The organism is Rhodococcus sp. AG1013, from assembly GCF_003350365.1.
Lineage (GTDB): Bacteria > Actinomycetota > Actinomycetes > Mycobacteriales > Mycobacteriaceae > Prescottella.
Genome location: NZ_QQAT01000006.1, coordinates 105,972 through 119,922, shown reverse-complemented (window position 1 = coordinate 119,922; position 13,951 = coordinate 105,972). Strand labels below are relative to the sequence as shown.

At 69.0% G+C, this 13,951-nt stretch carries 15 protein-coding genes; 5 read left to right on the top strand and 10 right to left on the bottom strand.

Annotation, left to right across the window (positions count from 1 at the left end; genetic code table 11):
- From DEU38_RS10340 to DEU38_RS10330, 3 genes are all read right to left on the bottom strand, one after another.
- The coding region (locus tag DEU38_RS10340; protein WP_114720717.1) for a hypothetical protein at positions 1 to 679 on the bottom strand (679 nt) is incomplete at its 3' end.
- 150 nt (positions 680 to 829) lie between these two features.
- On the bottom strand, positions 830 to 2,131 hold the full coding sequence (locus tag DEU38_RS10335) for a M18 family aminopeptidase (protein WP_181818732.1): 1,302 nt from the start codon (positions 2,129 to 2,131) through the stop codon (positions 830 to 832).
- A 24-nt stretch (positions 2,132 to 2,155) separates the two neighbouring features.
- Positions 2,156 to 2,506: a VOC family protein gene (locus DEU38_RS10330; protein WP_114720712.1), complete on the bottom strand. Its 351-nt coding sequence runs from the start codon at positions 2,504 to 2,506 to the stop codon at positions 2,156 to 2,158.
- A 118-nt stretch (positions 2,507 to 2,624) separates the two neighbouring features.
- Between DEU38_RS10330 and DEU38_RS10325 the strand changes: the two genes are divergently transcribed.
- The gene (locus tag DEU38_RS10325) at positions 2,625 to 3,572 is read left to right on the top strand and encodes a Dyp-type peroxidase (RefSeq protein WP_114720988.1); all 948 of its coding nucleotides are present in this window, start codon (positions 2,625 to 2,627) and stop codon (positions 3,570 to 3,572) included.
- Positions 3,573 to 3,604: 32 nt separating this feature from the next.
- On the opposite strand, the gene DEU38_RS10320 is transcribed toward DEU38_RS10325, so the two are convergent.
- The 4 genes from DEU38_RS10320 to purS all read right to left on the bottom strand — a co-directional run bounded on the left by DEU38_RS10320 (position 3,605) and on the right by purS (position 6,453).
- On the bottom strand, positions 3,605 to 4,084 hold the full coding sequence (locus DEU38_RS10320) for a carboxymuconolactone decarboxylase family protein (protein ID WP_114720709.1): 480 nt from the start codon (positions 4,082 to 4,084) through the stop codon (positions 3,605 to 3,607).
- A gap of 265 nt (positions 4,085 to 4,349) precedes the next feature.
- A complete protein-coding gene (locus DEU38_RS10315; protein WP_114720706.1) occupies positions 4,350 to 5,426 on the bottom strand; it encodes a dihydrodipicolinate reductase in 1,077 nt (358 codons plus the stop codon).
- Between the two features lie 116 nt (positions 5,427 to 5,542).
- Positions 5,543 to 6,220: a phosphoribosylformylglycinamidine synthase subunit PurQ gene (gene purQ, locus DEU38_RS10310; protein ID WP_114720703.1), complete on the bottom strand. Its 678-nt coding sequence runs from the start codon at positions 6,218 to 6,220 to the stop codon at positions 5,543 to 5,545.
- Positions 6,217 to 6,453 (bottom strand): phosphoribosylformylglycinamidine synthase subunit PurS, encoded by a 237-nt coding sequence (gene purS / locus DEU38_RS10305; protein WP_114720701.1) that lies wholly within the window; start codon positions 6,451 to 6,453, stop codon positions 6,217 to 6,219. Before purS ends, purQ begins: the two co-directional genes overlap by 4 nt.
- A 141-nt stretch (positions 6,454 to 6,594) precedes the next feature.
- Here purS and DEU38_RS10300 point away from each other — a divergent pair, with 141 nt between their 5' ends.
- Complete coding sequence (locus DEU38_RS10300; RefSeq protein WP_114720698.1) at positions 6,595 to 7,242, top strand: MBL fold metallo-hydrolase; 648 nt, start codon at positions 6,595 to 6,597, stop codon at positions 7,240 to 7,242.
- 196 nt (positions 7,243 to 7,438) lie between these two features.
- A complete protein-coding gene (locus tag DEU38_RS10295) occupies positions 7,439 to 8,482 on the top strand; it encodes an alpha/beta hydrolase family protein (RefSeq protein WP_114720696.1) in 1,044 nt (347 codons plus the stop codon).
- A 4-nt stretch (positions 8,483 to 8,486) separates the two neighbouring features.
- Here the strand turns inward: DEU38_RS10295 and DEU38_RS10290 are convergent, their stop codons facing one another.
- The 3 genes from DEU38_RS10290 to DEU38_RS10280 form a co-directional block, all read right to left on the bottom strand.
- On the bottom strand, positions 8,487 to 9,191 hold the full coding sequence (locus DEU38_RS10290; protein ID WP_114720693.1) for a DUF2334 domain-containing protein: 705 nt from the start codon (positions 9,189 to 9,191) through the stop codon (positions 8,487 to 8,489).
- A 105-nt stretch (positions 9,192 to 9,296) separates the two neighbouring features.
- Positions 9,297 to 9,791, bottom strand: coding sequence for a glutathione peroxidase (locus DEU38_RS10285; RefSeq protein WP_114720985.1), 495 nt, complete (start codon positions 9,789 to 9,791; stop codon positions 9,297 to 9,299).
- An 86-nt stretch (positions 9,792 to 9,877) separates the two neighbouring features.
- Entirely contained in the window at positions 9,878 to 11,308 is a 1,431-nt protein-coding gene (locus DEU38_RS10280; protein ID WP_258557777.1) for a cation:dicarboxylate symporter family transporter, read from the bottom strand.
- Positions 11,309 to 11,471: 163 nt separating this feature from the next.
- Here DEU38_RS10280 and DEU38_RS10275 point away from each other — a divergent pair, with 163 nt between their 5' ends.
- Complete coding sequence (locus tag DEU38_RS10275; protein ID WP_181818735.1) at positions 11,472 to 13,073, top strand: sensor histidine kinase; 1,602 nt, start codon at positions 11,472 to 11,474, stop codon at positions 13,071 to 13,073.
- On the top strand, positions 13,070 to 13,771 hold the full coding sequence (locus tag DEU38_RS10270) for a response regulator (RefSeq protein WP_114720688.1): 702 nt from the start codon (positions 13,070 to 13,072) through the stop codon (positions 13,769 to 13,771). The genes DEU38_RS10275 and DEU38_RS10270 overlap by 4 nt, the downstream gene beginning before the upstream one ends.
- Positions 13,772 to 13,951: the final 180 nt, after the last annotated feature.

The following is a 13,951-nucleotide window of genomic DNA, read 5'->3' as shown; positions in this document are numbered from 1 at the left end:
AACCCTGCGGATCGGTGATGGATCCGAAGACCTGGCCCGATCCGGTGTTCACCGAACCGAAGCCCAGATCCTCGAGGCTGCCCGAGCCGGCCTCGACGGGGTTCGGCGGACGAACGGTGACGCACACGCCCATCGGGTTGATGTTCCAGTCACCAGCAGCGAGCACGATGTTGGTGCCGGCGCCGCTGTCGAGCTTGGAGCCGACCGTGGCGTTATCCGGGACCTTGTAGGTGGTTTCCAAGGCGATGACTCCGCCACCCGCGGTGGTCCACCCGCCACCCTTGGCGATGACGGCGTTGTTGCCCACGACGGCGGTACCGGTGACGTCCTCCCACTGCTGATCCCCGACCAGCCATTTGACGTTCAGGCGAGCCTTCACCAACTGGAAACCTGCCGGGTGGAAGTCACGGATCTGGTTGACGAGCGCTCCCGAACCGGACACCTTGGTGAGGTACGTGACGGTGTGTCCCGGTGCGACCGTGCCGTCGCCGACAACCTCCTTGCTCACGGTGTACGGCGTCCAGAGGGAGCCGGCCCAACTGTCGGTGACCGACTGGTTGAGCGCGCATGCGGGCGCGGCCTGGGCCACCGAGGCTCCGAGCCCGACGGTGACTCCGGTGGCGACGAGGGTGGCAGCGGCGGTGGCGGCCGCAAGGCGGCGCAGCGAAGGACGAGACATGCAGATCTCCGATCGAAGGGGGTAACGGCTGCGTGTCGGACCTCCCCGCAGAGCCGACATGCGGTGCGCCGAGCGGTTCAGCTCGGCACAGTCGCGCATCCTTCTTACTGAACCGCTGTCCAGTTCGCAGCAGAACGCGAGAACTCGCTCTTACTGCACAGGCGTGAGGAACGCCGCGAGTGCGTCCGCGTACATGCCGACGTCGCGGGCACCCATCAGTTCTCGCGCCGAGTGCATCGCCAACTGCGGGGCGCCGACGTCGACCGTGGACAGCCCGGTCCGGGACGCGGTGATCGGTCCGATCGTCGAGCCGCAGGGCAGGTCGGCGCGATGCACGTACCGCTGCAACGGGACTCCCGCGCGGTCGCACGCGAGCGCGAACTCCGCGGACCCGCTCGCGTCGGTGGCGTAGCGCAGATTCTGGTTGACCTTGAGGACCGGGCCGCCGTTGATCTCGATGCGGTGCGCGGGCTCGTGCCGGTCCGGGTAGTTCGGGTGCGTCGCGTGGGCCATGTCGCCCGACGCGCACACCGAGCCGGACATCGCCCGCAGGAAGTCCTCCCGACCACCACCCCGGAGCAGGACGATCCGCTCGAGGACCGAGTTGAGCAGATCGGAGAAGGCGCCGCGGTCGGACATGCTGCCGACCTCCTCGTGGTCGAACAGCGCGAGCACCGGGGTGCTCTCGCCCGGCTCGGCGACCGCGGCGAGCAGCGCCTGCGTTCCGGCGTAGCAGGTGCCCTGGTTGTCGAGGCGCGGCGCGCTGATCAGGGACTCGTCCTCGCCGACCACCGTGCTGGGCGCCAGGTCGTGGGTCATCAGCTCCCAACCGAGCACCGACTCGGCCGCCACTCCCGCCTCACCGGCGAGGAAACCGACGAACGATCGTGGTTCGGTCCCGGTCCCCCACACCGCGTTGACGTGCCGCTGCGGGTCCAGCTGCACGCCCTTGCGCTCCTCGGACAGGTGGATCGCCAGCTGCGGCACCCGAAGGATCGGTCGATCGACACGGACCAGCATCTCCTCGACCGCGTCCCCGGAGCGGACGCTGAGCCGGCCGGAGATGCCGAGATCGCGGTCGAGCCACGAGTTGAGCCACGCGCCGCCGTACGGCTCGAGGCCCACCATCTGCCAGCCGGCCGACACCAGGTCCGGGTGCTGCTTCACCCGTAGGTTCGGGCTGTCGGTGTGCCCGCCGACGATCCGGAACGGCCACGAGGGAACTGACGCGCCGCCGGCTGTCCCGTCCTCGGTGCTCCATGCGATCAACGACCCGCCGCGGATCAGGTAGTAGCGCCCGGGCGCGGACGGCCACGCCTCGGTTTCCCGCAGCTCGGTGAAACCGTTCTCGGTCAGCTCGGCCGCGACCGTCGCGCACACGTGGAACGGGGACGGCGACGCGTCGACGAAGGCACACAACCCCTGGGCGTCAGCCTGCGTAATCGATGGCATACCGACAATCATGCAGTACCCGGATCAGTGTGCTCCCGAGACACAGAACTGGTTGCCCTGCGGGTCCGCGAACACCACCCACCGGAAGCCGTCCATGTTCTCCCGGTGCACCTCGGTGGCGCCCGCCGCGACTACCCGCTCGACCTCCGCGTCCAGATCGGGAGAGGTCATGTCCATGTGGAGCCGGTTCTTGCCCGGGGTCGGGTCGTCGACCTTCTGGAATCCCAGCTTCTGTCCCCAGCCGGGAACCCCGACCATGTAGAACCAGCCGTCGTTCTCCGCCTCGATCGTGCCGCCCGTCAGGTCCGCCCACCAGCGCGCGAGCGGCCCGGGATCCGTCGAATCGAACGTGATCATGCCCAGTGTCAGCGTCATGCCCGGACGTTAGCGCGTGGGACCGACATTCGGCCGTCGGAAGCAGACGCTAGATTGGCCACGCCCCCAAGATCGACTGCAGTCGCACGTGCGGCCGCGCCGCACGAACCGGAGTCCGATGAACGACGTGTCCCTCCCCCAGTCCCAGCCGGTGGCCACCCCGCTGTCCCCTGCCGCGATCTTCCTCGTCGCCACCGTGGCACCCGGCGGGGAGGCAACGGTCCGGGACCTGCTCACCGATGTCACCGGGATGGGTCGTGCCGTGGGCCTGCGGGTTCCCGGCTCCAACCTCGAACTGGTGGTCGCGATCGGATCCGCTGCGTGGAACCGGCTGTTCACCGGGCGGCGGCCGGCGCAGTTGCACGAGTTCGTCGAACTGCGCGGCGACAAGCACGTCGCGCCCGCTACCCCCGGCGACCTGCTGTTCCACATCCGGGCCCAGACGCCGGACGCATGTTTCGAGCTCGCCCACCAGATCGTCAAGCGTCTCGACGGCGCGGCCACGGTGGTGGACGAGGTGCACGGATTCCAGTACTTCGAGAACCGCGACCTCATCGGGTTCGTGGACGGCACCGAGAATCCCAGCGGACAGCAGGCGGTCGCGGCAGTCACCGTCGGCGCGGAGGACGCGGGGTTCGCCGGCGGCTCGTACGTGCACATCCAGCGATACGTGCACACGATGGCCGACTGGGAGGCGCTGCCGGTCGACGAGCAGGAGCGGGTGATCGGTCGCAGCAAGCCCGACGACGTCGAGATGACCGACGACGTCAAGCCCGCCAACTCGCACGTCGCCCTCAATGCGATCAAGGACGACGACGGCAACGCGCTCGAGATCCTGCGCGCCAACATGCCGTACGGCCGGGTCGGCGACGAGATGGGCACGTTCTTCATCGGCTACTGCCGAACGCCCGCGATCACCGAGCGGATGCTCGAGAACATGTTCCTCGGCAGCCCGCGCGGCAATTACGATCGGCTGCTGGACTTCTCGGTGGCGGTCACCGGTTCGCTGTTCTTCGCACCCAGCGAGGACTTCCTCGACGCGCTGCCGCCGACCCCGGCCCTCTGACCCGGCCCTCTGACCCGGCCGTCTTACCCGGCTCAGCTGCCCGGCAACGCGCAGACGGTATCCAGTCCCAGCACGTGGTTGAGCCGGCCGAACGCGATCCAGGAGCCCAGACACATCGACAGCTCGACGATCTCGGCCTGGCTGTACCGAGCACTCATCCGCGCCCAGAACTCGTCGTCGAGGTTGTGGTGATCGAGCGCGTACCGCTCGGCGTACTCGGCGGCGAGCCGGACACGGTCGTCGAAGGCGTCGGTGGTGCGCCAGTTCTCGACGGCCTCGAAGAAGTCGTCCTCCACCTTCTGCCCGTCGCGCTCGGTGCGCCAGTCCATGCAGACGATGCAGCCGTTGATCTGCGCGATCCGCAGCCGGGCAGCCTCGAACTCCCGCAGGTCGAGCGTCGAGTTCGCGTACACGGACAGCGAGAATTTCGAGGCCGGGATCCCGATTCCGGGGACCATCTCGCCCCACACGTAGCCGACCGGGTCCTTGCCCTCTGGAATGTCGATGTTCATGGCGCCCAGTGTGCTCCGCCGAAGCCGGCGTGTGGTGCAGATTCTCACCACTCGGCAATCGAGTCCGGACTGCGTCCGGATTCGGGCGGGCGCCGCCGGAACGAGGACCAACGGCCCTACGGCCGATCGGGTGACGGCACTTTCCATGCTCGCGTTCTGCGGGATCCTGCGGGCCGTCGTGCACTACATGCGGTTCCGCCCGCGGGCGTCGATGTGGGTGTGGGGCCTGTCGATCCTGACGTTCCCGCTGTGGATCTGGGGCGGGTCAGCGGCGCGGCAGCATCGACGGAGACGGACGGAGCGGAACCTCGAGGGCGTCGTACAGGCCGGGCTCGGCCGCGACGAGCCAGTCGATCGCGTTGACCAGGCGCCCGACGGCGGTGGCGTTGCCACCGGCCGCGCGGCTGCCACCCTCGTCCGTGGCCTCGACGGTGACCTCGATCCGCGGCCGCCCCTCGACGATCACACGGTGCGCGCCGGCGCCGCCGTCGGGTGGCGTCGGCCAGTCCGGGGCGCACGACGGGTGGATCCGGGTGACGTGCTCGACGATGATCCGCGGGATGCCGGCGACGATGCCCTGCACCTCGAACCGCAGAGCGCCCTGGGTGCCCGCGGAGAAGTCCCCCATCGACGTGGTCGTGACGTCCGTTTCGAGGGCGCGCCGTTCGACGGTCTCGCCCACCTTGTCGAGTTCGAGCCCGAGCGCCCGCGCCATCAGCCGGATCTGGCCGCCCCACACCATCGTCGGGACGGTCGGCGCGATCATCGGCGGCTCGTAGTCCATCGGCTGGCCCATCCCGACGAGGTAGCGCACCGAGTCGGGCTGGTCGTAGTCCGCGTAGTCGAAGATCTCCTGGCAGCGGATCACATCCACGGTGGAACCGAGCCCGCTGATCAGCAGCGGCAGCACGTCGTTGCCCCAGCCCGGGTCCACCCCGGAGACGAACAGCGACCCGCCGCCGAGCCGGATCGCCTCGAGCACGGGGTCACGGAGCTCGGGCGGCGCGCTGCGATGGTCGTAGAGCGCGTACAGCGACGGCGTCACCACCACCGCACCGGTGCGCAGCGCGCGGACGATGTCGGCGAGTGCGTCGTCGGGCCGGACCTCGCCGGATGCCGCGTAGACGACCGCGCCGGGGCGAGTCGCGAGCACGTCGTCGATGTCGGCGGTCGCGGCGACACCGAGCTGCTCGCCGACGTCGCCCAACTCGCCGGCGTCGCGTCCCACCTTGTCGGGGTTGTGCACGACGACCGCGGACAGTTCCAGGTGCGGATTGGCGTGCACCGCGCGGATCGCCGCGCGGCCGACGTTGCCGGTGCCCCATACGACAGTGGTGATCATGCGCGGGACGCTAGCGAACCAGGTCGACTCGCGTACCCACTTCCGCACAGACGAAGGGACCCTTCGTCCGCTCGCAGCGGCCGAAGGGTCCCTTCAGGTCTCGATAAGTCGGCGGCTCAGGCCGTCAGCACGCTCTCGAGCGCGGAGTAGAACATGCCCAGGCCGTCGTCGCTCGGGCCGGTCAGCGACTCGGTGGCGTGCTCGGGGTGCGGCATGAGGCCGACGACGCGACCGTTGGCCGATGCGATGCCGGCGATGCCGCGCTGCGAACCGTTCGGGTTGTCGCCGGCGTAGCGGAACACGACGCGGCCCTCGCCCTCGAGCTCGTCGAGCACCTGCTCGGACGCCTGGTAGCGGCCCTCACCGGACTTGAGCGGCACGAGGATCTCGGCGCCGACCTCGTAGCGGGACGACCACGCCGTCGAGTTGGACTCGACCTTGAGCCACTGGTCGCGGCAGATGAAGTGCAGGCCCGCGTTCCGGGTCAGTGCGCCCGGCAGCAGACCCGCCTCGCACAGCACCTGGAAGCCGTTGCAGATGCCGAGGACCGGCATGCCGCCGTCCGCAGCCTTGACGACCTCGCCCATGACGGGCGCGAAGCGCGCGATGGCACCGCAGCGCAGGTAGTCGCCGTAGGAGAAGCCACCGGGAACGATGACCGCGTCGACACCCTTGAGGTCGGCGTCGCCGTGCCACAGGCTGACGGCCTCGCCACCGGCGAGGCGGACTGCGCGGGCGGCGTCGACGTCGTCGAGCGTGCCCGGGAAGGTGATGACTCCGATGCGCGCGCTCACTGGACTCGCGTGACCTTCCAGTCCTCGATCACCGTGTTCGCCAGCAGCGACTCGGCGATCTTGGCGAGCTCGTCGTCGCTGACGGTGTCGTCGACCTCGAGCTCGAAACGCTTACCCTGGCGAACATCCGACACACCGGCATGACCGAGTCGGGACAGGGCCCCGACAATGGCCTGCCCCTGCGGGTCGAGAATTTCGGCCTTGGGCATGACATCGACAACGACACGGGCCACGTGCTGCTCCTCGCTATGGCTGGTTTGCGCCCGGGATCGCACCGGGCATCCAGGAGTTTACCGGGCTGCCCCGTGCGACTCCGCATCGAGTGAACGTCGGACGCCACCCCGCCGCCCGGTGTGATCCCGCATACTCGTCTCATGCGACTGACGCACTTCGGCCATTCCTGTGTCCTGGTGGAGCTCGACGGCGCGAAGATCCTGTTCGATCCGGGCAACTTCTCGCATGGATTCGAAGGGATCACGGGCCTCGACGCCATCCTGATCACCCATCAGCATCCCGATCACGCCGACCCGGCGCGGCTGCCCGCGCTGGTCGACGCGAATCCCGGCGCCGGGCTGTACGCCGACCCGCAGACGACGGCGCTGCTGGGCGAGGCGTGGACCGCCGTGTATCCCGGCGACGTGTTCAACGTCGGCGAGGTGCAGGTCACCGGCACCGGTGGCACCCACGCGGTGATCCACCCGGAGATCCCGCTGATCGACAACACCGCGTACCTGCTCGGCGACGCCGAGAACCCGGCCAAGCTGATGCACCCGGGCGACTCGCTGTTCGTCCCCGAGCAGAAGGTCGACGTTCTCGCGGTGCCGGCGGCGGCGCCGTGGCTCAAGATCTCCGAGTCCGTCGACTACCTGCGCGCGGTGCACCCGCGGGTCGCGGTCCCGATCCATCAGGGTGTGATCGCGAAGGAGGCCCGCGGCATCTACTACGGCCGGCTCACCGAAATGGGCCCGGGCGGAACCGAATTCCGTGTCCTGCCCGAGGAGTCGAGCGTCGAGGTGTCCTGAGGCGTCGGTCGCCATGGTGTGAAGCCCCGGGTGAATCTCGAACCGGTATCTCCGATCGGGACACCCGGGGCTTTTCCGTCGGTACTGTGCTGCACGAATGCCGCGCTCAGGGGGACGTTCGGCATCTCGGTGGACTACCGGCCGTGGGCACTTTCGTGATGCACGGCGAATTCGGCTCTCAGGGGAGGAAATTCGCATGGGGACTTCGACGCTCGGATGCGCCCGCGTCCTGGCCGCCGCGGCGGTCGTGTCCGCTTCACTGCTTGCGGTACCGGCGACGGCGTCCGCCGGTGGCGACACCTCGGTCAAGACCGCAGCCGCATCGGACGTCTCGGCTCCCTACCTGGTGAGCACCACGAAGAACTCCGACCGCAAGGTCACCATCTCGGTGTACTCACCGTCGATGGATCGCAACATCCCACTCGAGGTCATCCTCCCCGCCGACACCAGTCAGCCGCGCCCGACGCTCTACCTCGTCAACGGCACCGGCGGCGGTGAGGACCGGGCCACCTGGCAGCGGCAGACCGATGTCATGAACTTCTTCGAGGACAAGAACGTCAACGTCGTCACCCCACTCGAGGGTGCGTTCAGCTACTACACCGACTGGGTGAAGGACGATCCGAAACTCGGTCGCCAGAAGTGGCAGACCTTCATGCTCGAGGAACTGCCGCCGGTCATCGACGAGGCCTTCGACACCAACCGGGTGCAGTCGATCGCCGCGATCTCGATGACCGCGACCTCGGTACTCAACTACGCGATCGCCAAGCCCGGCTTCTACAAGAGCGTCGGCTCGTACAGCGGCTGCGCCGAGACCAGCACTTGGGCGGGCCAGAACGCCATCAAGGTGGTCACCGGCGTGCGCGGCGGCGTCGACATCACCAACATGTGGGGCCCCCTCGACGGGCAGGGGTGGATCGACAACGATCCCGTCGTCAACGCCGAAGGTCTGCGCGGAACCGAGCTCTACATCACCACCGGCTCCGGACTGCCCGGCCACCACGAGACGTTGGACGGGCCCGGCATCGACGGCCGGCCGATCGCACTGGCCAACCAGATGATCGTCGGTGGTGTGATCGAGGCGGCCACCAACTACTGCACCCACAACCTCGCGAATCGTCTCGCGCAATTGAACATCCCGGCCACGTTCGATTTCAAGCCGGGCGGCACCCACTCGTGGGGGTACTGGCAGGACGACCTCCACAACAACTGGCCGATGATCGCCCGGTCGATGGGGATCTGACGCCTCACGCCACCTCGCGCACGCCCTCGCGCAGCGGCCAGCGGTACACGTCCGGCCGGGCGCCGTGGTGCAACGACAGGTCGACGGCGTCCAGCACGGCCTGCCGGGGCCCGACCTTGCCCAACTGCTTCGCGGAGACCGCCAGCCGGACGAGGCGTCCCCGCCGGGCGCCGCGGGACGCGCCGAGCACCATGGCGCGGCACCGCCACGGCTCGGCGCGGAAGCCGTCGCCGAGACCGATCACGTGGCTGCGCACGCTGGTCCCGTTCGCGAGGTCTCGGACCGCGCTCATCCCGGCGAGCAGCCGGAAACCGTTGGTCGGCAGGACCGCGACGGCACCGGGCGAGGCCACCCAGCGCGGCGCCGCGAACAACCGCGTCCGCAGCCCCACCTCCTCGAGCACCCGATCCGCGGCCAGCAACCGCAGCCGTGCCTCGTGCTCGGGCAGCAGCGCGAATTCGGCCCGCCGGCGTTTGGTGGCGGCCTGGTCGTAGCCGTGCAGGACGATCGCGTCACCACGGTCGCGCCGGCCGCGAAGCCATTCCTGCGTGAGCGAGTCCGAGACCAGTCGGTACTTGTCCTTGAGCCGCGGCGCGACCAGCAGCGACAGCGGCACGGATCTGCGGTCCAGTTCCGCCGCGAACTCGGCGACGACGTCGAGCGTCTCGTCCCTGATCCCCGACACCGACACGATCACCTGTCCGGTCATGCATCGAGGGTGGCAGCTGCAGGTGAACGCCGGACGGCGCCCACGCACACATTCGGTGGTCGAATGTGCGTGTGGGCGCCGTCGGGTGTCCTGAGGGGGACAGACCTAGCGGGGCAGCACGGCCTCGATCGCCGCGATCACCTCGGGGGCGTCGGGCTCGGTGCGCGGACGGAACCGGTTGGCGACGGTGCCGTCGGGGGCGATCAGGAACTTCTCGAAGTTCCACTGGATGTCGCCGGCCTCGCCGTCGGCGTCCGCGGCCTGGGTGAGCTCGGCGTACAGCGGGTGCCGGTTGTCGCCGTTGACCTCGATCTTCTCCGTCAGCGGGAAGGTGACGCCGTAGGTGGTGGAGCAGAAGCTCGCGATCTCCTCCGGCGTGCCCGGCTCCTGGCCCATGAACTGGTTGCACGGCACGCCGATCACGGTGAGGCCGCGCTCCGCGTACTCCGAGGCCAGCTTCTCGAGGGCCGTGTACTGCGGGGTCAGGCCGCACTTGGAGGCCACGTTCACCAGGAGGACCGCGCGGCCGCCGTACTCACCGAGGCTGGTCGGCACACCACCGAGGGTGTTGATCGTGATGTTCTGCAGGGGGCTCGTCATGTGCACCAACCTAGCGAAGGCCTCGGACTCGTGCTTCGGCCACGCGCGGGCACCCTGCGTCGGAAATGCCATCCGTCCCACGAACATCAGGCGCTCGCCAACTCTCGCTTGTCGGGAGCGGGTATCGGCGTGGAATGCACCTGCCCCTCCACTGGAGCCGACTGCGGCTCGTCGGGCCCATCGTCGTCGACCATGCTGTCCTCGTCGAACGGCAGCTCACCCGCCAGGACGGCCCGGACCCGATCGGTGTCGACGGACTTGGTCCACGTGCCGACCAGCAGCGTCGCGACGGCGTTGCCGGAGAAGTTGGTGACCGCGCGGGCCTCGGACATGAACCGGTCGATGCCGACGATCAGGCCGACGCCGTCGAGCAGTTCGGGGCGGTGGCTCTGCAGGCCGCCGGCGAGGGTCGCCAGTCCCGCACCGCTCACTCCGGCGGCGCCCTTCGATGCGATGATCATGAAAACCAGCAGCGAGAGCTGCTCGGTCAGCGACAGCGGCTTCCCCATCGCGTCGGCGATGAAGATCGACGCCATCGTCAGATAGATCGCGGTCCCGTCGAGGTTGAACGAGTAGCCGGTGGGCACGACGACACCGACGGTGGTGCGCTCGACGCCGATGTGTTCCATCTTCGCGATGAGCCGCGGCAGGGCCGATTCCGACGACGAGGTCGCGAAGATCAGCAGGTACTCCCGCGCCAGGTAGCGCACGAGCTTGAAGATCGAGACCCCGGCGACGGCGCGCAGGATGCTGCCGAGCACGCCGAAGACGAAGATCAGGCACGTCAGGTAGAAGCCGAGCATGAGCGCGCCGAGTTGGACGACGGCGCCGAGTCCGGTCTGCCCCACGACGTTCGCGATCGCACCGAACGCACCGATCGGCGCGAGCCACAGGATCATGGACAGGATCTTGAACACGAGCTTCTGCACGTGGCCGACGCCGCGCAGGATCGGCGCGCCCTGCTTGCCCATCGCCTGCACGCCGAACCCGACGAGCAGCGCGACGAACAAGGTCTGCAGGACGCTGCCCTCGGTGAGCGACGACAGCAACGACGTCGGGATGATCGACGCGACGAAGTCCATCGTGCCGCCGGACGCATGAGCCTTCTCGGCGAGGGCCGCACCGGTGTTCGCGGTGGCGGTGATGTCGAGGCCGCTGCCGGGGCTGAGCAGGTTGCCGACCACCAAGCCGATCCCGAGGGCGACGGTGGACATACCGATGAAGTACGCGAGCGCGAGACCGCCGACCTTGCCGACACTCGCGGCCGCACGCACCGACCCGATGCCAAGGACGATGGTGCAGAAGATGACGGGGCTGATCATCATCTTGATCAGGCTCACGAACATCGTGCCGAGCACGCCGAGAGACTTGCCCGCCTCGGGTGCCAGCCAGCCGACGAGGATGCCGGCGATAACCGCGACGACGACACCGGCGTACAGCCAGTGGGTGCGGTCACGTGACTTCTTGTCCCGGGCGGGTTGCGCTGCGCCGGGTCTCCCTGTTGCACTCGTGCTCATCGGGTGTCCTCTTGATCGGGTGGATTCTCGACGAGTCGATACAGGTGATCGGGGTCACGTCGACTCGTCAGAGAATGTTGGTACCGATCCGAGCACCGGTGAAGGTTGTGTTCATTAGTTTCACGAGAGGACCGAGGTGCGCCGGGGCGTGACCCGCAAGCCCATGAGCGTCGCGACGCGACTGCTGATCTTGCAGCTCGTCGTGTTGACGCTGGTCATTGCCGCGCTCTCGGTGCTCATCGCACTCGACGAGCGACGTGATTCCGACGACGCCAGCCGTCGGGAGGTGACCGGTATCGCAGAGACCTACGCGTTGTCGGCGTCGACGATCGCGGCGCTGCGCAGTCCGGATCCCACCGCACTGCTGCAGCCCGAGGCCGAACGCATCCGGGCGGCGACGGACACCGACTTCATCGTGGTGATGGCACCGGACGGCACCCGGTACACCCACCCCGATCCGACACTGATCGGGCAACGTTTCGGGGGTCACATCGATCGCGCACTGGCCGGGGAGACGTTCACCGAGACTTATACGGGGTCGCTCGGCCCGTCGATTCGCGCGGTGACCCCGGTCCGCGACGGCGACGAGATCGTCGGTCTTGTCTCCGTGGGTGTCACCCGCGAGCGGATCGGCCAGCAGTTCGCGAACAGCCTGCCGTCGCTGCTGGGGATCTCCGCGATCGCCGTCGGGATCGCCGCGATCGGCGCGACCCTGGTCAGCAACCGGATCCGACGACAGACCCTGGGCCTGGACCCCGACCAGTTGCGCCGGATGTACGAGCATCACGACGCGGTGCTCCGCTCGATCGGCGAGGGGCTGATCGTGTTCGGACGGGACCGCGACGGGAGGGTTCGCGTGGACGTCGTCAACGACGAGGCCCGCCGGCTGCTGTGGCTGCCGGACGGTCCGATCACCGTCGACCAACTGCCCGAGACCCTCCGCCGCATCGGACCGGACGCCGACGAGGAACACGACGAGGTGCACGTGACCGCCGACCGCATCCTGGTGGTGGGACGGGCACCCGTGCTGTGGGACGGCAGACGCATCGGCACGGTCGTGACCCTGCGCGACCACACCGACCTGCAGAACGCGCTGGGTGAGCTGGACTCGACACGCAGCGTCGCCGAGTCCCTTCGCGCCCAGGCCCACGAGTACGCGAACCGGCTGCACACGATCGTGACGATGGTGGAGCTGGGCCACCACGACGAGGCGGTCGTGTTCACCACGGCCGAGTTGGCGACGTCGCAGCAGCTGATCGACCGGCTCATCGCGGCGGTGCACGAACCGGCGCTGGCGGCGCTGCTGCTGGGGAAAGTCACCGAGGCCGCGCAGCAGGGTGTGGAACTGACGGTCACCGAGGACACAGCCATGGGTCCGCTGACCACGCTGACGCCGCTGGAGATGGTGACCGTGGTGGGGAACCTGATCGACAACGCGATCGACGCGGCCCGCTCGACCGAGACCGACGAGACCGCCCCGTGGGTGGAAGTGACCGTCGCGGAGGAGGATTCGAACCTGGTGATCCGCGTCGCCGACAGCGGGCCGGGGATGGATCCGGACGCGCTGACACGAGCCATGACCCGCGGATACTCGACCAAGCAGGTCGACGGCCGCCCGGCGATGCAACGCGGACTGGGCCTGGCGCTGGTGGCGCAGGTGGTGGCCCGGCACGGCGGCCGTCTGCGCACCGAGCCGTCGCTGGCCGGAATGCTCGTCGTCGAGATTCCCCTGCACACGCCGGGTCGACGGGACGGCACCCGATGATCCGCGTCCTGATCGTGGAGGACGAGCCGTTGATCGCGGAGGCGCACCGCTCGTATGTCGAACGGGTCGAGGGCTTCTCGGTCCACTCCGTCGCCCATACCGCGAACGCGGCGATGCGGGCGGTCGCGGGTGCCGCGGCCGGCGACGACCCGATCGATCTCGTCCTGCTCGACATCGGACTGCCCGACGCCAACGGACTCGATCTGGCGGACGCGCTGAGCGGGCTGCGGCCCCGCCCCGACATCATCGCCGTCACCTCGGCCCGCGACCTCGCGGTGGTCCGGACGGCGGTCACCCGCGGCGTGCTGCTGTACCTGCTCAAGCCGTTCACGTTCGCCGCGCTGCGCGACAAGCTCGAGCACTACCGCGAGTTCCGGGCCACGATGTCGCGGGGCGGTACCGCCGCCAGCCAGCGCGACATCGACCGCGCGATGGCGGTGCTGCGCAGCGCCGACGAGCGCGCAACTGCACCGAAAGGTGTTGCACCGCAGACTGCGGACCTCATCGGCGCGTGCGTCCGCGACGCCGGCCGCCCGTTGACCGCGGCGGAGGTCGCCGCGGCCGTGGGGGTGTCCCGGGTGACCGCGTGGCGTTACCTCGAACGGCTCGCCGACGACGGTGCGGTGGGCCGGGAGACCGAGTACGGCAAGGCTGGACGACCCCAGGTGCGCTACGCCTGGGTCGCCACCACCGGCTGAGCGTGCTCGCCGAAGCGCCGCAGCTGCCGCAGCACCGTGAAGAGCAGCGTGGCCCGACCACCGGACGGAGCCGGTCCAGCCGCTGGTGAGCGAGCCCCGTACCGCACCCACCGCAGGGGCTGCGTACAGCAGACCCGTCCCGGCCTGAACGAACGAGGGGCGTGGGCACCGTCGGTGCCC